Here is a 16,750-nt window from a genome sequence, read left to right as displayed (position 1 = left end):
ACTGCGGGCCGCCCCGCCCCGACGAAGGTACGGCCCGCGCGGCTCGCGCGCGGGCCGTGCGGCGGACCGGTCAGTACGGGTCGTACGGGTCGTAGGCGTCGCCCGTACCGCGCTCGTTGCCGTTGTCGCCCGAGCTCAGGCCCCGGCAGTCGAGGGCACGGGCACCGGGGTCCCAGTCGCCGAGGATGTCTCGGGCTCGCTTCTCGCCCCAACTCGTGGCGTACCAGGGCTCGTCCGAGTTCAGGAGCGCTTGCTGGATGTCCCGCAACGCGCAGGAGCGCAGGGGTTCCGGCAGGCTGTCGAGAGCGGGCACGGCGTCGGCCGACAGGCCCTTGAGGTACTCGATGTCGATCGAGTGGTCGTTGCGGTAGCGCTGCACGTTCTGCTCGGCGATCACACCATCGGGCGAGATCAGGCCGAAGGCCAGTACGCCGACGGCCGCGCTCGCCGCGACGGCGCGGGGCAGCAGCCGGGGGCCGAAGACGCCGGCCGCCATGATCAGTACGAGGACCACGCCGAGCCAGAGTTCCACGGCGGCCACGGAGATCCTGAGCCTGGTCAGACCGTATGCGTCGACGTAGAGGTCCATGCGCCGCAGGGCGGAGGCGACCACGACGAGCGTCAGCAGACAGAGGGTGCCGAGAACGCTGCGGACCAGGGTGCGGTCGCGAGCCCCGCCGCGCGGGGCCCAGCGCAGGGCGAGCGCGATGACGCCGAGCGTGAGGACCGTGGCCCACAGCAACTGCCAAAAGCCCTGGCGGGCGTACTCGGCATAGCTGAGATCCGTCTCGGCCATCACCTTGTCGTAGCCGCCGAGCAGCACCGTGAGCTGGATGGCGAGGAAGACCGCGAAGAGGAGGTTCAGAACGATCAGCGGGAGCGCCCATTCCAGCCGTCCGCGCGCCTTGCCCGGCCGCACCTTCACTCCGTCCCAGCGGACCGGGGCAGCGGCGGTGTAGGCGGCGGCCAGGGCGCCGACGAGACCGAGGAGGCCGAGGAAGGTCCGCCACGGGCTGTCGCCCACCGACACATCGGGCGTCAGGCTGCTCAGCAGATCCGCGAAGGCGGCGTCGGCGCTCGCGAAGAGCGCACCGAACACGATGAGCAGGACGACGGCCACCGCCGCGGACCGGACGACGACACCGGCCCGGCCCCTGGACCCCGACATGCGGTCGCGCAGCCCCCGCGCACCCCAGCCCAGCGATGCGAACACGGAGGTGAACAGGCCCAGGGAACCCAGGAACACGCCGAGCCAGCTTCTGCTGCCGTGCAGCGCCAGCGAGCCCAGTGCCAGAGCGGATACCAGCGCGAGGAACGTGGGCCAGCCCGCGTCACGGAGCGCCGGGACGACCAGCAGCCCCAGCCCACCGATCCCCCACACCACGGCCCAGGGGCGCAGCCTGCGGCCGGCCGCCCGCGCGGCCAGGTACGCGCCGACCGACGCGGGCAGGGCCACGAGCAGCATGTTCAGCCCGATGCCATCGCCCAGCAACGTCATGCTGAGCAAGGTCGTCGCGAGGACGGCCCAGAGGGTGCCGGTGTGAACGGGGCCCGGCTTTCCGGCCCGGAGCCGTGTCACCACCGAGGGCGGCGGCTTGCCCCAGGGGGATGGCGGCTGCGGTCCAGCCTGCCGCTGCGTCGCGTAGGCCGGGATCTTCGGCGGCTCGGGAACGGTGCCGCCGCCCGCACGGGGGGCTGCGGACGACTGGCCGGACCCGCTCGTCGGCTTCGGAGGCGTCGGCTCAGGCGGTGCGAGTCGTTCCGGCGCGGGTCGTTCCGGCGCGGGCTGTTCCGGCTCGGGGTGTGCGGGCTGTTCCGGCTCGGGCTTCGGCCGGGGTATATCTGACGGTGCTTCTGACACGGGACCCCTCCCCACCGGGGCCCGCTCACGCGTGCTCGTGCCAGCGCGTGGTACCCCGGCGTCTCCATTGGTGCGCGCCTCGGGTCATGATCACCGAGGGCGGCATGGCCGACAGGGTATCCCCGTGTGACGGCCGTCAGCCGGGGGCGGCGGTGCTGTGGCAGGACCGTGACAGTCGGCCGCGGCAGGTCCGGCTACGGGGTCGTCCAGTCGGGCAGCGCTTCCGTGCGGGCCGCCCACTGCGCCGGAGGGGCGCCTGCGGTGCCCGACGCGATCACGCCGCCGACGATCGCGCACGTCGTGTCCACGTCGCCGCCGGCCTGGGCGGTCACCCAGAAGGCCCGCTCGAAGTCGCCGAGGCTCCGCGCCGCGGACCACAGGGCGAACGGGACGGTGTCGTGGGCGCTGGTGCGCCGGCCGTTGCCGAGGACCGCGGCGACGGTGCCCGCGTCCTGGTAGTCCAGCATGTCGCGCGCCCGGCGCAGCCCGGCGCCGACGGCGCTGCGCGGCACGAGGGCGACCACGCCGTCCAGCAGGGCCTCCGGCGTGGGCGGCCCGTCCGGTGCGGCGACGAGCGCGGCGGCCGCGGCGACGGCCATCGCGCCCACGACGGCCTCGCGGTGCTGGTGGGTGGTGTAGGAGGAGATCTCGGCCTGGTGCGTGGCCTGCTCGGGGTCGTCCGCGTACCAGGCGCCGAGCGGGGCGATGCGCATCGACGAGCCGTTGCCCCAGCTGCCCTGGCCGTTGAACAGGGAGGAGGCGAGCTCGCGCCAGTCGCCGCCCTCGCGGACCAGGCGGAGCATGCGGTTCACGGCGGGGCCGTAGCCGCGGTCGAAGTCGTGGTGGTCGGCGAACGAGTGGGCGAGGGCGTCCTGGTCTATGCGGCCCTGCGCGCACAGGACGGCCACGACGGAACAGGCCATCTCCGTGTCGTCGGTCCACTGCCACGGCCCGGCGGGCAGCGCGCGGTCCTTCAGGAGCGGGTAATTGGCGGGCACGAAGAACTGGGAGCCCAGGGCGTCTCCCACGGACAGGCCGCGCAGGCTGGCGAGGGCGCGTTCGAGGCGCTGGTCGGAAGCGGATTCGGTCATCGTTTCCACTCTATCCGGTGATGCCGTAGGGCTCAGGGGTTCGCCATCGTTCGAAGGGCCGGTCGAGCGTGTAGCGCCCGTTCTCGCCGAGGAGCAGCGTCCGCGATTCCCCGTTCCCCGGGTTGGAAAGCGATTCGAATTCGGCCACGGACCAGTGGAACCAGCGCATACAGAAGAGGCGCATGGTGAGGCCGTGGGTGACCAGCAGGACGTTCGGCGGGTGGTCGGGCGCCAGGAAGCTGCGGTGGAGGCTCTCCAGGAAGGCGCCGACCCGGTCGTAGACGTCCGCCCCGGACTCGCCCTGCGCGAAGCGGTAGAAGAAGTGCCCGTAGGCGTCCCGGTACGCCTTCTGCAGCCTGACGTCGTCGTGGTCCTGCCAGTTCCCCCAGTCCTGCTCGCGCAGCCTCGGCTCCTCGCGCACCCGTACCCGGTCGGGCTCCAGGCCGAAGGCGGCGAAGGTCTCGTGGGTGCGCCGGTACGGAGAGACGTACACACTGACCCGCTCGTCGCCGAACTGTTCACGCAGCCGTGCCCCGGTCTCGAAGGCCTGCCGCCGGCCCACGGCGGTGAGCCTCAGCGCGTGGTCGGGCTCGCGCTCGTAGACGGTGTCGTCGGCGTTGCCCTCGGACTCACCGTGGCGGACGAGGACGATGCGTTTCGGTCGTGCCATACATCGACCCTAGAACGAGTCACCGCCGTTCGAGTACCTGTCCGAAAACCGTCGGTGCGGCGATGCCGCGGAGGATCACGCCGTGCAGGGCGATCACACCGTCCAGGACGGTTCGAGCTGCACCACGTCTCCGGCGAGCGCCGCCACGTCCTCCTCCGTGCCCGCGCGCTCCGAGAGCCGGTCGACGCTGCCCGGCCGGTACTTTCCGCGTTCGGCGCTGGACTGCCACATCGACAGGACCAGGAACTCGTGCCCCGGCGCCTCGCCGAAGATTCCGCGCAGCATGCCGGGCGATCCGGCCATCGCCGGGTTCCACACCCGCTGCTGCATCAGCGCGAAGTGTTCGACCCGGTCCTCGTGGACCCGGCTGTGGGCCACCCTGAGCACGTCGGCGTCCGTGAAGCGGGGTTCGAAGCCGGTCTTCACGTCGAAGCGGTACTCGAAGAGCTTGACCTGGAGGTCCTGGTACGTGCCGGCCTGCGCCGCGGCCAGGGTGTCGTGGCCGCGCGCCATGAAGGAGTCGTAGAAGACCCGGTTCTCCCAGAAGGCGAAGACGTGCGCCACCTCGGGCCGGCCGCGGCTCCAGCCGCCGCCCTGCCCCCTGAAGCCCGGCTCACCCAGCAGCCCCGCCCACTTCCGCTGCCCCCGTTCGAAACCCCGACGGTCCGACACACTGCAGCGAATCCACTTGACCAGCACGGCGCCATGGTACGGCGGCCGGACGTGGCGTGGGTCACGCTCCCACGGAGTGCGCCGGAACCAGCCGTCTCGCGCCCGATCCTGGCCCGTTTCAGCCGCTGGTTCCCAAGCCGGTTGGTTCCGGCCCGAGTTGCCGAGATGATCGGAGGAGGAACCAGGAGCGCCGGTCCCGCGCGCAGGAGGGAAGTCCGATGAGCACGCCCAACAAGGATTTCGAGAAGGTCGAGGTGCGGGTCAAATGGGACCCCAGCGACCGCGGTGAGGCGCCCAACGACCTGGACATCATCGCGGCGACCTATTCGGCGGACGAACCGTACGGCAGCCCGGTGTACCTGGTGCACCACGACAGCCGGGCACCCGACGGCACGATCATGCTCGAACGCGACAGCAGGACCGGTCAGGGCTTCGGCTACGACGAGGTGATGACGCTGGAGCTGAACCGGATCTCCGAGTCCTACGCGCGGGTCGTCGTCGGCGTCGCCATCCAGCAGCGCGACGGCCGCAAGACGTTCGGCGCCATACAGAACACCGGGATGCAGGTCCGCGAGGGCTACACCACGCTGTCCGAGGACGACTTCTCCTCGGTGGGCGGCGCGACTGCGGCCGTCGTGGCCGAATTCGTACGGGACGCCTCCGGCGTCTGGCGCTTCCGCGACGTCGTCCTGGGCTTCGACGGCGACCCGGACGCGTTCGCCGCCGCGATGGGCGGCCGCGAGTTCGGCGCCTGAGCCGCGTAAAGGAGTGCGGGCAGGTCTTCCGGGGAAGACCTGCCCGCACTCACCGTCAGCCCCGGCGCCTCAGCGCGCCGGGCTCACCGCTCAGCTGCAGCCGCTGGTCGAGCCGCAGCCCTCGCAGATGTAGCAGGAGCCGGCGCGCTGCATCTTCGTGCCGCAGGAGAAGCAGAGCGGCGCGTCCGCGCTGATGCCGAGCTGCATCTCGACGAGCTCCGCCGACGTGTGCGCCGTCCTCGGCTCGGCCTTCGCGGTCTCCTGGACCGGGGCGACCGCCTTCAGCGGTTCGGTGCGGACCGGGGCCGTCTGGGCCAGCGTCTCGGCCTCCAGCTGCTCCTCCTCGAACGTCGGCTCGTAGGAACCGGTGTCGAGGTGGCGCTGGCGCTCCTCGGCGGAGTGGATGCCGAGGGCGGAGCGGGTCTCGAAGGGCAGGAAGTCCAGTGCCAGGCGGCGGAAGATGTAGTCGACGATCGACTGCGCCATCCGCACGTCCGGGTCGTCCGTCATGCCGGCCGGCTCGAAGCGCATGTTGGTGAACTTCGAGACGTACGTCTCCAGCGGGACGCCGTACTGCAGGCCGACCGAGACCGCGATGGAGAAGGCGTCCATCATGCCCGCGAGGGTCGAGCCCTGCTTGGACATCTTGAGGAAGACCTCGCCCAGGCCGTCGTCCGGGTAGGAATTGGCGGTCATGTAGCCCTCGGCGCCGCCCACCGTGAACGAGGTGGTGATGCCTGGCCGGCCCTTGGGCAGGCGCTTGCGGACCGGGCGGTACTCGACGACCTTCTCGACCGCGGTACGGATGGTGTCCTCGGCCTTGGCCGCGACGGCCTCCTTCTCCTTCTCCTTGGTCTTGGCGGAGAGGGGCTGGCCGACCTTGCAGTTGTCGCGGTAGATCGCGAGCGCCTTGACGCCCATCTTCCACGCCTCGAAGTAGACCTCCTCGACGTCCTCGACGGTGGCCGACTCCGGCAGGTTGACCGTCTTGGAGAGGGCGCCGGAGATCCACGGCTGGATGGCCGCCATCATGCGGACGTGGCCCATGGCGGAGATGGACCGCTCGCCCATCGCGCAGTCGAAGACCTCGTAGTGCTCGGTCTTGAGGCCGGGGGCGTCGATCACGTTGCCGTGCTCGGCGATGTGGGCGACGATCGCCTCGATCTGCTCCTCCTGGTAGCCCAGGCGGCGCAGGGCCTGCGGAACGGTGCCGTTGACGATCTGCATCGAGCCGCCGCCGACCAGCTTCTTGAACTTGACCAGGGCGAGGTCGGGCTCCAGGCCGGTGGTGTCGCAGGACATCGCGAGACCGATGGTGCCGGTGGGCGCGATGACCGACGCCTGCGCGTTACGGAAACCGTTCTTCGCGCCGAGCCGGAGCACGTCCTGCCACGCCTCGGTGGCGGCGGCCCAGATCGGGTTGTCCAGGTCGTCCCCGTGGACGGCCGCGGCGTTGGCGTCGGCGTGCTGCTTCATGACGCGCTGGTGCGGCTCGGCGTTGCGGGCGTAGCCGTCGTACGGGCCGACGACGGCGGCCAGCTCGGCGGAGCGCTTGTACGAGGTGCCGGTCATCAGCGAGGTGATGGCGCCGGCGAGCGCGCGGCCGCCGTCGCTGTCGTAGGCGTGGCCGGTCGCCATCAGCAGGGCGCCCAGGTTGGCGTAGCCGATGCCGAGCTGACGGAAGGCGCGGGTGTTCTCGCCGATCTTCTCGGTCGGGAAGTCGGCGAAGCAGATGGAGATGTCCATCGCGGTGATGACCAGCTCGACGACCTTGGCGAAGCGCTCGGAGTCGAAGGACTGGTTGCCCTTGCCGTCGTCCTTGAGGAACTTCATCAGGTTCAGCGAGGCGAGGTTGCACGAGGTGTTGTCCAGGTGCATGTACTCGCTGCACGGGTTCGAGCCGTTGATCCGGCCGGACTCGGGGCAGGTGTGCCAGTGGTTGATCGTGTCGTCGTACTGGATGCCCGGATCGGCGCAGGCCCAGGCGGCCTCGGCCATCTTGCGGAAGAGGGACTTGGCCTCGACCTCTTCGATGACGTCGCCGGTCATGCGGGCGCGCAGCCCGAACTTGCCGCCGGACTCCACGGCCTTCATGAACTCGTCGTTCACACGGACCGAGTTGTTGGCGTTCTGGTACTGGACGGAGGTGATGTCGTCCCCGCCCAGGTCCATGTCGAAACCTGCGTCGCGCAGGGCGCGGATCTTCTCCTCCTCCTTCACCTTGGTCTCGATGAAGTTCTCGATGTCGGGGTGGTCGACGTCGAGGATGACCATCTTGGCCGCACGGCGGGTGGCGCCACCGGACTTGATCGTTCCGGCGGAGGCGTCGGCGCCCCGCATGAAGGAGACGGGACCGGAGGCGTTGCCGCCGGAGGAGAGGAGTTCCTTGGAGGAACGGATGCGGGAGAGGTTCAGGCCGGCGCCGGAGCCGCCCTTGAAGATCATGCCCTCTTCCTTGTACCAGTCGAGGATCGACTCCATGGAGTCGTCGACGGACAGGATGAAGCAGGCGGAGACCTGCTGCGGCTGGGGCGTGCCGACGTTGAACCACACCGGCGAGTTGAAGCTGAAGATCTGGTGCAGGAGGGCGTACGCCAGCTCGTGCTCGAAGATCTCCGCGTCGGCGGGGGAGGCGAAGTACTGGTAGTCCTCGCCGGCTTTCCGGTACGTCTTGACGATCCGGTCGATCAGCTGCCGCAGACCGGTCTCACGCTGCGGGGTGCCGACAGCGCCCCGGAAGTACTTGCTGGTGACGATGTTGACCGCGTTCACCGACCAGAAGTCGGGGAACTCGACGCCACGCTGCTCGAAGTTGATCGAGCCGTCGCGCCAGTTGGTCATGACGACGTCACGGCGCTCCCAGACAACCTCGTCGTACGGATGCACGCCGGGGGTGGTGTGGATGCGCTCGATGCGCAGGCCCTGCTTGGACGCAGTCGACTTGGTCCCCTTGTTGCTGCGGGAACCTCGTGCCGGGCCGCTCGCCGTCTCTGTCATGCCGCCTCCCATATGTGGGCAAAAACGCCCTGAAGTGCCGAGAACTTCCCCAGCACAGTGTGTGTCTGATGCTTCGGGCGCCGCATTCGTCATACGTCGCCCGGAGCAAGGTCCAGGTGCCGGCCCCGCGCCCGATCCCCGGATCGGCGCGGCCGGCTGCCGCTAGTCGGCGGCGACGGCGGGCGCGGGGACCTCAAGGGTCTCGCCGCCCCCGCTTGCTTCCGCGAGGGGCCGCCGCTCACGGAGTTCCGCGATGGCGGCCTCGAAGTCTTCGAGGCTGTCGAACGCCCGGTAGACGGACGCGAACCGCAGGTAGGCGACGAGGTCGAGTTCCCGCAGGGGGCCGAGGATGGCCAGGCCCACATCGTGTGTGGTGAGTTCCGCGCTGCCGGTCGCCCGTACCGCCTCCTCGACCCGCTGGCCGAGCTTGGCGAGGGCGTCCTCGGTGACGGGCCGCCCCTGGCACGCCTTGCGCACTCCGGAGATGACCTTCGTGCGGCTGAAGGGTTCGGTCACGCCGCTCCGCTTGACCACCATGAGTGAACAGGTCTCCACCGTGGTGAAGCGGCGGGAGCAGTCGGGACACTGGCGGCGCCGTCGGATCGAGGTCCCGTCGTCGGTGGTGCGACTGTCGACGACCCGGCTGTCGGGGTGCCTGCAGAAGGGGCAGTGCATGGCTCCCAACCCTCCTTCACAGCACGACTGAATAGCCTCTTCAGGCCCGTTCCGGGGCCCTCGAAGCGGTCTCAAGCATAGGCGATGACCGCACCCCCGATGGACGGGGACCACTACCTCTGGGCGGCCGGACCGATCCAACCACTAGATCTTGGGTTCGGCCGCGCATTCAGCCCTGGGCGCGTGTCGCACCGGAGGGCGGCCGGAAGGCAGCGTAAGGCCGAGCAAGAGGGTACGGGAAGCACCCGGACGACGGACGACCGGGCGGGCACCCCGCGCGCGGTCGGCGGAACACGCCGCGTTACGGTCGGGGAGGCCGCCGGCACCCCTCGCGCGGCGAGTGCCGGGCGCGTGTCGTCGCACTCCGTAGGCAGGCTCATACACCTCGCGCCGAAGCCCCGGAAGTCTTTTATTCGTTTTTCACTCGAACGTGTGTTTGGCGCAACCTTTCGAAAGCTACTACCGTTGTCCAGCCAGGGAGACCATTCGAGAGGGGCCGCCGACGTGACCACCACCGCAGACAGTGCCATCATCACTGCCCAGGACCGCTCCCAGAGCCGACTCGAGCCGGTGCATGCCATGAATGACTCAGTCACGAACACGGAGGGCCCGGAGCCCGGCCGCCCAGCGCGCTCGCTCCCTGGACGCCCTCCCGGAATCCGGGCGGACAGCTCGGGGCTCACGGACCGGCAGCGGCGGGTGATCGAGGTCATCCGGGATTCCGTCCAGCGGCGAGGCTACCCGCCGTCGATGCGGGAGATCGGACAGGCGGTGGGCCTCTCCAGCACCTCGTCCGTCGCCCACCAGCTGATGGCCCTGGAGCGCAAGGGCTTCCTGCGCCGCGACCCGCACCGCCCCCGCGCGTACGAGGTCCGCGGCTCCGACCAGCCGAGCACCCAGCCCACCGACACCACGGGCAAGCCCGCCGCCTCGTACGTGCCGCTGGTGGGCCGGATCGCCGCCGGTGGCCCGATCCTCGCCGAGGAGTCCGTCGAGGACGTCTTCCCGCTCCCCCGCCAGCTGGTCGGCGACGGCGAGCTGTTCGTGCTCAAGGTCGTCGGCGACTCGATGATCGAGGCGGCCATCTGTGACGGCGACTGGGTCACCGTCCGGCGCCAGCCCGTCGCGGAGAACGGCGACATCGTGGCCGCCATGCTGGACGGCGAGGCCACGGTGAAGCGCTTCAAGCGCGAGGACGGCCATGTCTGGCTGCTCCCCCACAATGCCGCCTATCAGCCGATCCCCGGCGACGAGGCGACCATCCTCGGCAAGGTCGTCGCGGTGCTGCGCCGGGTCTGAGACCCACCCTCCGCTCTCTGGACAGCAGAAGGGCCCCGATCCCGGTTCGTGCCGGGACCGGGGCCCTTCTGCTGTACGTCCCCGAGTCCGATGTACGTCCCCGAGCGGTCAGCGTCCGTCCGCCTTGGCGGCCGCGTCGATCGCGGCGAGCGAGCGGCGGACCTGGTTGCGGTCGGTGGTGTACCAGAAGTCGGGGAGCGAGGCGCGCAGATAGCTGCCGTACCTCGCGTTGGCCAGCCGCGGGTCGAGCACCGCGACGACGCCCTTGTCCCCCGTGGCCCGTACGAGACGGCCGGCTCCCTGGGCCATCAGCAGCGCGGCATGCGTGGCCGCCACCGCCATGAAGCCGTTGCCGCCCCCCTCCTCGACCGCCTTCTGGCGCGCGCTCATCAGCGGATCGTCGGGGCGCGGGAAGGGGATGCGGTCCATGATCACCAGCTGGCAGCTGGGCCCCGGCACATCGACGCCCTGCCAGAGCGACAGCGTGCCGAAGAGGCAGGTCTCCGGGTCGGCGGCGAAGTTCTTGATCAGCTCGCCCAGGGTCTCCTCGCCCTGGAGCAGGATCGGCTTCTCCAGCCGGCCGCGCAGCTCCTCGGCCGCCGCCTTCGCCGCCCGCATCGAGGAGAACAGCCCCAGGGTGCGCCCACCGGCCGCCTCCACCAGCTCGGACAGCTCGTCCAGCATGTCCGTGCGCGAGCCCTCCCGGCCGGGGGTCGCCAGATGCCGGGCGACGTACAGGATGCCCTGCTTCGGGTAGTCGAACGGCGAGCCGACGTCCAGGCCCTTCCACTGCGGTACGTCCTCGCCGGCCGTGCCCTCCGGGGCGAGGCCCAGCGAGGCGCCCACGCCGTTGAAGTCACCGCCGAGCTTGAGCGTGGCCGAGGTGAGGACGACGGAACGTTCGGTGAACAGCTTGTCGCGCAGCAGCCCGGAGACGGAGAGCGGGGCGACGCGGAGCGAGGCACCGAACCGGTCGTGGCGCTCGTACCAGACGACGTCGTACTCGGACCCCTGGGTGATGCGCTCCGCCACGGCGTGAACCGACTCGACGGCGGCCAGCGCCTGCTTGCGGACCGCGTCCTCGTCCTGGACGGACTTGTCGCGCGTGGCGCCGATGGCGGAGATCACCGTACGCGCGGCGTCCCGCAGGGCCGTCAGCGCGTATCCCAGGTCCTCCGGGACCTCCTCCAGGCGGCCGGGCAGCGCCAGCTCCATCACCCGTTCGAAGCCCTCGGACGCGGTCTGGAGCGCGTCGGCCGCCTTCTCGTTGACCAGCTTCGCGGAGCGGCGCACGGCGCGGTTGACCTGGCCCGGGGTGAGCTCGCCGGTGGCCACGCCGGTGACCCGCGAGACCAGTTCGTGCGCCTCGTCCACGATCAGCACCTCGTGCTGCGGGAGGACCGGGGCGCCCTCGATGGCGTCGATCGCCAGGAGGGCGTGGTTGGTGACCACCACATCGGCGAGCTTCGCCCGCTCCCGCGCCTGCTCGGCGAAGCACTCCGCCCCGTACGCGCACTTGCTCGCGCCCAGGCACTCCCGCGAGGAGACGGAGATCTGCGCCCAGGCCCGGTCCGAGACGCCGGGCGTGAGGTCGTCCCGGTCGCCCGTCTCGGTCTCGTCGGCCCAGTCGCGCATGCGCAGCAGGTCCTGTCCCAGCTTGCTGGACGGGGCCGCCGCCTCGAACTGGTCGAACAGCCCCTCCTCCTCGTCCTGCGGGACGCCCTCGTGGAGCCGGTGCAGACAGAGGTAGTTCGACCGGCCCTTGAGCATGGCGAACTGGGGCCGGCGGCGCAGCAGCGGATGCAGTGCGTCCACCGTGCGCGGCAGGTCGCGCTCGACGAGCTGGCGCTGGAGGGCCAGGGTCGCCGTGGCGACGACCACCCGCTCGCCGTGGGCCAGGGCCGGCACCAGGTAGCCGAGCGACTTGCCCGTTCCCGTGCCGGCCTGGACCAGCAGGTGCGATTGGTCGTCCACGGCGTCGGCGACGGCCGCCGCCATCGCGGCCTGGCCGGGCCGCTCCGTACCGCCGACGGCGGTCACGGCGGCGTGCAGGAGTTCAGGGAGGGATGGCTTCGTCATAGCCCGGCCAGCCTACGGGGCGCCACTGACATCGGCGGTCACTCCCGGCCCCACGCCGACAGGTGGAGGGGATTGGCCACGCTGCCGTGGACCGCCGCGTGCGGGCGCACGGGCCGGTCGCGATAGCCGTCCAGATGCAACCGGTTACGGTTCAGACAGAGGCGCTCGATGCGCGGGGTCAGCATGTCGAACATCTCGAACCGCTCCTTCAGCTCGGGGAACCGAGCCTGGTGGCGCAGGATCTCCGCCCGGACGAGTGACCAGAATTCGCTCTCGGGGACGCCCAGCTGCTCCTCGCAGAGCGGGGAGAGGAAGCGGAAGACGCCGGTGAACAGCCCGGAGTGGATGAACTGGGTGAGGAAGGCGGGCTCCTCGGTCAGCAGGACGCGGCGCACGTCCGCCGGCATGGTGTCGTGCTCGGGGAGCGGCTGCGCGCTGACGTTGACGTCGTCCACGAAGTCCTTGATGGCGAGGCGCACCGGCACATCGTTCTCGTCGAACACCACGATGGCGTTCTCGCCGTGCGGCGAGAACACGGTGCCGTAGCGGTAGAGGAAGTGCAGCAGCGGCGGCAGCAGGGCCGCGAACAGGCGGGACAGCCAGACGGCCGGGGTCAGTCCGGAGCGGGCGATCAGTTCGGCGGTGAAGGCGCGTCCGCGCGGGTCGGTGTGGAGGAGGGAGGCGAGGGTACGGGCCCGCTCCCCCGGTGTCAGGCGCGGTGTCAGGGGTTCGCGCCAGATCGCCCCCAGGATCTCCTTGAACTGGTACGGCGCTTCGGGGAGGTGGTCGTACAGCGGGTGTTCGACGGTGACCGAGGCGACCTCGCCGAGCAGGATCACGCCGCAGGTGTCGCGCAGGAAGGGGTCGTTGTCGCGAAGTCCCTGGACCCATCCGGTGACGGCGGGCGCGGCGACGGTGCGCTCGGTGGGGAGGCCGCGCCAGACCAGGGTGTTGAGGATCGACAGCGGCAGCTTGACCATGTGCCGGTCGGGGCGGGCGAGGTTGGCGAAGGTGCGGATGGACTGCTGCGGCAGCCGTACGTCCGGGTCGGCCGGCAGCGGCACGATGTCGCCGGCGGCGATGGCCGGCGCGAACAGCGGCACGATCCACTCGTCCCACTGCCAGGGGTGGACGGGCAGGTAGTGGTAGCCGGCCGGGTCGAGCCCGCGGTCGCGCAGGACGCCGGCGAAGGCCGCGCGCACCGCGGGGTCCAGCTCCTGCGCGTACAGCCGTTCCGGGTCGGCCAGCGAGGGTACGCCGCGGTAGTCGGCGATCCGGTGGGAGACGGCGAGCCAGGGCAGCCGGACCGGTTCGCGGGCCTCGGGGGCGTAGCGGGCGGCGTCGGTGGCGGAGAAGCCTAGGCGGCCCTTGTTGGCGACGATCCAGGGGTGGCCGGTCTGGTGGCCCTCCAGTTCGGCGTAGTCGAGGGCGGCCAGTTCGCCGGCGGTGAGGGCGGTGTGGTCGAGGCGGGCGTCGGCGGCGAGGGTCGCGGTCAGCTCGCGGATGAGGTGTCCGAGCGTGGTGCCGTCCAGGTCGAGGAGGCGGCGGGCGCGGGTGAGGAAGGCCAGCGGGTCGTGGAAGGGGGCGCTGTCCCCGGCGGGGTCGGGGCCCCGGACCCCGATCGACGCGGGGTCCACGCGCCAGCCGCCGTACACGCCGCGCCGGGCGGTGAAGGTCAGGTGGCTGTCGTCGTCCAGGGGGAGGGTGTACGTGCTGCCGCCGGCGGTTCGCGGAGCCGGCTCGATGATTTCCTCGTAGGCGAATTCACCGAGCATCTTCGCGAGCATCCGGGAGGCGGCCCGTTCCCAGCCCGCCCGGTTCAGTGGAGGCGTGCTCAGCGGTGCGGGCGGCTCCATTGCGTCGGGGTGCGCTGGGTATGTGGGCACGGGGACTCCTCGGGAGGGAACCGATGGGGTTCGAGCGGTGCGGACGGATGGGCGATGTGTTCATGGGCGGGTGTGGGGGGTTCGGTCGCGGACCATCAGCGCGGCCCGCTTCTCCGGGAGGTCGATCTCGGCGGAGAGGCGGAAGCCTGCGCGCAGGAACGCGAGGACGGACGGGGTGTTGCGGAGGTCGGGCTCGGCCACCACTCGGGTGCAGCGGGGGATGTGGTCGAGCACCAGGCCGGTCACGGCGCGCAGCAGCGCCGTACCCGTGCCGCGGCCCCGGTGGCGTGCTTCCCCGATGAGGAGGTGGACGCCCATGTCGTGGGGCCGGGCCGGGTAGTACCGGGCGAGCCGGTCGAGGTCGGCGCGGTAGAGCTCCCAGTAGCTGATCGGGGTGCCCGACAGCACCCCGATCCAGGGGGTGCTGTGGCTGTGGTCGGCGAGCTGGGGGGCGAGGTGTCCGGCCGTGACGCTCTCGTCGCCGGCGAGCTCCCAGAAGGCGGCGACGGCGGGGTCGTTCATCCAGCGGGTGAGCGTCGTGAGGTCGCGCTCGGGGTCGGCCGGGACGAGCTGGAACGTCCCGGCCGGTGTGTCCACGGGGGCCCAGGGGCGGGTGCGCGCGTCGGCGGGAGACACGGGTGGTGGTGCTCCTCTCTCGGCTGTCGGCGGAGCGGCGTCCCGCTGCGGGTGCGCGGTGACCGGTCCCCCGCCCCCGGCTCTCAGCCGTGCAGCGGGTTGGTGATGGTGACGTAGACGGACTGGGTGTCCACCGGGCCGACCAGCTCGTCGAGTCCGTGCAGCCGGGTCAGCATGTTGGCCTTGCAGCGCAGACGCGGTTTCGACAGCAGGTGGGCCGGGAAGGGCGAGCCCAGTTCGCTCGCGGATTTCAGGAAGCGCCGGAAGGCGTCGAGGAGCAGTTGCTCGTCGGCGAGTCGCTGGGCGCCGAATGCCCCGATCAGTCCGAATACGTTGTTGATCCCCAGGTAGTAGGCGAAGCGTTCGTCGGTGACGGCGTCGGAGACGAAGGTGTCGCTGACCGATCCGATGCCGGGGAGCCTGTGCTCGAGTGCGGCGCGGTGCGAGGAGCGGAAGTAGTAGCCCTGATTGTCACGGTAACGGCCGCCTGCGGGCCAGCCGTCGGCGTCGAGCAGGACGAGGGTGTTCTGCTGGTGGGCTTCGAGCGCGACCCCGGCGTGGGCGTCGAGCCAGAGGACCGGGTGCACGACGCGTTCGAGGTAGCGCAGGAACCACTCGGCGGCGACGGCGGTCGTGGTGCGGCCGGTGGTTCCGGCGAGGCGGTGGACGATGTCGGAGAGCCGGGAGTGCATTCCGGACCGGCCCGGCCAGGGGCGCGGGGCGGTGAGTCCGGCGATGCACACGGCGTCGTCGTGCCGGTCGAAGGGGTTGTGCCGGAGCATGACGTCGAGGCCGTGCACGGGCGTGCCGTCCGGGGTGTCGACGGCGAGCCAGGCGGGATCGCGGACGATGTCGAAGCCGGGGTGCGCGGCGTGCCACTCGCGGGCGAGGCCGGTGCGGAGCAGCCGGTGGACCTCGACGCCCCGGTGCAGTTCCTTGCGGAGGTTCTCCCGGCGGGAGTTGGTGATGCGGACGCCCAGGGAGAGCTTGAGCATCAGGTCGGTGCCCGGCCGGTGCACGGTGCGTACGGAGGAGGTGGGGTGCCAGGGGGCACCGTACGGTCCGAGGTCGTGCAGGAGGCCGGCGTCGAGCAGGGCGGCGACCTCGGGCCGGCTCCGCAGCTCGCGGGCCTGCCAGGGGTGGAGCGGAATGAGCGAGGTGTGCTCGGGGAAGGACAGGCCCTCGGCGTGCCGGGCGACGAGTTCGGCGGCGGGCACCGGGCGGCCCTGGTCCGTCCACGCGGAGTCGTGGGCGAGCACGGAGCGGTCGGCGGCCACCCAGTGGAGCGGGAAGGAGCCGTGCAGCTCGGGTGAGTAGCGGCGGGACTCGGCGTCGGTGAGCCCTTCCCTGCTCTTGGGCGAGGGGTGCAGGGGGTGGCCGAGCAGGAGCGACTGTTCGGCGGTGAGGAAGGGGTCCGCGTCGGCGGGGGCGCCGGGTCGGCGGCGGCGCTCCTCGATGAACGCGGCGGTGCGCCGTACGGAGTCGGCGACCCGGCCGGCCATGTCGGCCCCGTCGTTGTGGTCGGCCTCCCGGCCGAGCAGCGCTGCGACGGTGACGGCGTCGGCGGGGGGCGCGGTGGCGGGGGCCTGTTCCAGGGCGGGCGGCCCGAAGCGGTGCCAGCCGGTGGCGGACCAGTGGAGCACGGGGACGAGGAGGGCGGTGCCGCTGGCGGGGAGCGGGATGCGCAGGGTGTCGCCGGCCGGGCGGGGGAGGTCGCCCTCGCGGACCCAGCAGCGCAGCAGGTTCTCGGTGCCCGCCGCGTCGGCCGCCCGGAGCGGATCGGGGTGGTCGAGCGGGTCGGGACGGACCGGGGCCTCGGCGGCTGCGGACGCCCCGGACGGGAGCGCGGCGGCCCGCGAGGCGCCGGACGAGGATGCGGCGTGGGCGGCCTCGGCGGGGGGCGCCGGGGGTGCGAGGACCTGGGCGGACGGGGCGGCGGGCCTCGACGCGTGCCACAGTCCGTCCGGCGTCTCCTTCTGGCGCGGCACGGTCGTCGTCTCGACGGCGACGCAGCCGGTGGCCTCGGGCTCCGTGAGGTGGCTGGAGGGAGGGCCGTCGGCCTCGGGCGCGGGGGTGGGGTTCACGGCGGTCTTCCTGTACTGGTGTCCGGGGTCGGCTACTGGTGTCCG

General features: G+C 71.4%; 12 protein-coding genes. 2 read left to right on the top strand and 10 right to left on the bottom strand.

Annotated features, from left to right (window positions below):
- Positions 1–70 precede the first annotated feature (70 nt).
- From DNK56_RS28240 to DNK56_RS28225, 4 genes are all read right to left on the bottom strand, one after another.
- Positions 71–1,582, bottom strand: a complete 1,512-nt coding sequence (locus DNK56_RS28240) for a DUF4153 domain-containing protein (RefSeq protein ID WP_111338601.1) — start codon at positions 1,580–1,582, stop codon at positions 71–73.
- A 473-nt stretch (positions 1,583–2,055) separates the two neighbouring features.
- Positions 2,056–2,952 carry an ADP-ribosylglycohydrolase family protein gene (locus DNK56_RS28235; RefSeq protein ID WP_111339649.1) on the bottom strand — a complete coding sequence of 299 codons (897 nt, stop codon included), beginning with the start codon at positions 2,950–2,952 and terminating at the stop codon, positions 2,056–2,058.
- Between the two features lie 10 nt (positions 2,953–2,962).
- Entirely contained in the window at positions 2,963–3,622 is a 660-nt protein-coding gene (locus DNK56_RS28230) for a histidine phosphatase family protein (RefSeq protein ID WP_111338600.1), read from the bottom strand.
- A gap of 93 nt (positions 3,623–3,715) precedes the next feature.
- Positions 3,716–4,321 carry a YdbC family protein gene (locus DNK56_RS28225; protein WP_111338599.1) on the bottom strand — a complete coding sequence of 202 codons (606 nt, stop codon included), beginning with the start codon at positions 4,319–4,321 and terminating at the stop codon, positions 3,716–3,718.
- 191 nt (positions 4,322–4,512) lie between these two features.
- Between DNK56_RS28225 and DNK56_RS28220 the strand changes: the two genes are divergently transcribed.
- Positions 4,513–5,049, top strand: a complete 537-nt coding sequence (locus DNK56_RS28220; RefSeq protein ID WP_111338598.1) for a TerD family protein — start codon at positions 4,513–4,515, stop codon at positions 5,047–5,049.
- Between the two features lie 90 nt (positions 5,050–5,139).
- Here DNK56_RS28220 and DNK56_RS28215 read toward each other — a convergent pair whose 3' ends face one another.
- Both DNK56_RS28215 and nrdR read right to left on the bottom strand, forming a co-directional pair.
- Positions 5,140–8,046, bottom strand: coding sequence for a vitamin B12-dependent ribonucleotide reductase (locus DNK56_RS28215; RefSeq protein WP_111339648.1), 2,907 nt, complete (start codon positions 8,044–8,046; stop codon positions 5,140–5,142).
- A gap of 162 nt (positions 8,047–8,208) precedes the next feature.
- Positions 8,209–8,721 (bottom strand): transcriptional regulator NrdR, encoded by a 513-nt coding sequence (nrdR, locus tag DNK56_RS28210; protein WP_111338597.1) that lies wholly within the window; start codon positions 8,719–8,721, stop codon positions 8,209–8,211.
- Positions 8,722–9,225: 504 nt separating this feature from the next.
- On the opposite strand from nrdR, the gene lexA reads away from it, so the two are divergent.
- Positions 9,226–10,020: a transcriptional repressor LexA gene (gene lexA / locus DNK56_RS28205; RefSeq protein WP_026171816.1), complete on the top strand. Its 795-nt coding sequence runs from the start codon at positions 9,226–9,228 to the stop codon at positions 10,018–10,020.
- Positions 10,021–10,128: 108 nt separating this feature from the next.
- On the opposite strand, the gene DNK56_RS28200 is transcribed toward lexA, so the two are convergent.
- From DNK56_RS28200 to DNK56_RS28185, 4 genes are read right to left on the bottom strand one after another with little or no spacing between them, the layout of a single operon-like run.
- Positions 10,129–12,099: an ATP-dependent DNA helicase gene (locus DNK56_RS28200; RefSeq protein WP_111338596.1), complete on the bottom strand. Its 1,971-nt coding sequence runs from the start codon at positions 12,097–12,099 to the stop codon at positions 10,129–10,131.
- A gap of 38 nt (positions 12,100–12,137) precedes the next feature.
- Positions 12,138–13,985: an IucA/IucC family protein gene (locus DNK56_RS28195; RefSeq protein ID WP_111338595.1), complete on the bottom strand. Its 1,848-nt coding sequence runs from the start codon at positions 13,983–13,985 to the stop codon at positions 12,138–12,140.
- A 60-nt stretch (positions 13,986–14,045) separates the two neighbouring features.
- Positions 14,046–14,810 carry a GNAT family N-acetyltransferase gene (locus tag DNK56_RS28190; protein WP_241990191.1) on the bottom strand — a complete coding sequence of 255 codons (765 nt, stop codon included), beginning with the start codon at positions 14,808–14,810 and terminating at the stop codon, positions 14,046–14,048.
- Positions 14,705–16,705 (bottom strand): IucA/IucC family protein, encoded by a 2,001-nt coding sequence (locus tag DNK56_RS28185; protein ID WP_111338593.1) that lies wholly within the window; start codon positions 16,703–16,705, stop codon positions 14,705–14,707. The genes DNK56_RS28190 and DNK56_RS28185 overlap by 106 nt, the downstream gene beginning before the upstream one ends.
- Positions 16,706–16,750: the final 45 nt, after the last annotated feature.

It is taken from the genome of Streptomyces sp. AC1-42W (assembly GCF_003248355.1).
In the GTDB taxonomy this organism is placed as follows: domain Bacteria; phylum Actinomycetota; class Actinomycetes; order Streptomycetales; family Streptomycetaceae; genus Streptomyces.
Note: the sequence above shows the minus strand (reverse complement) of the source record. Positions and strands in the feature narration are given on the sequence as shown.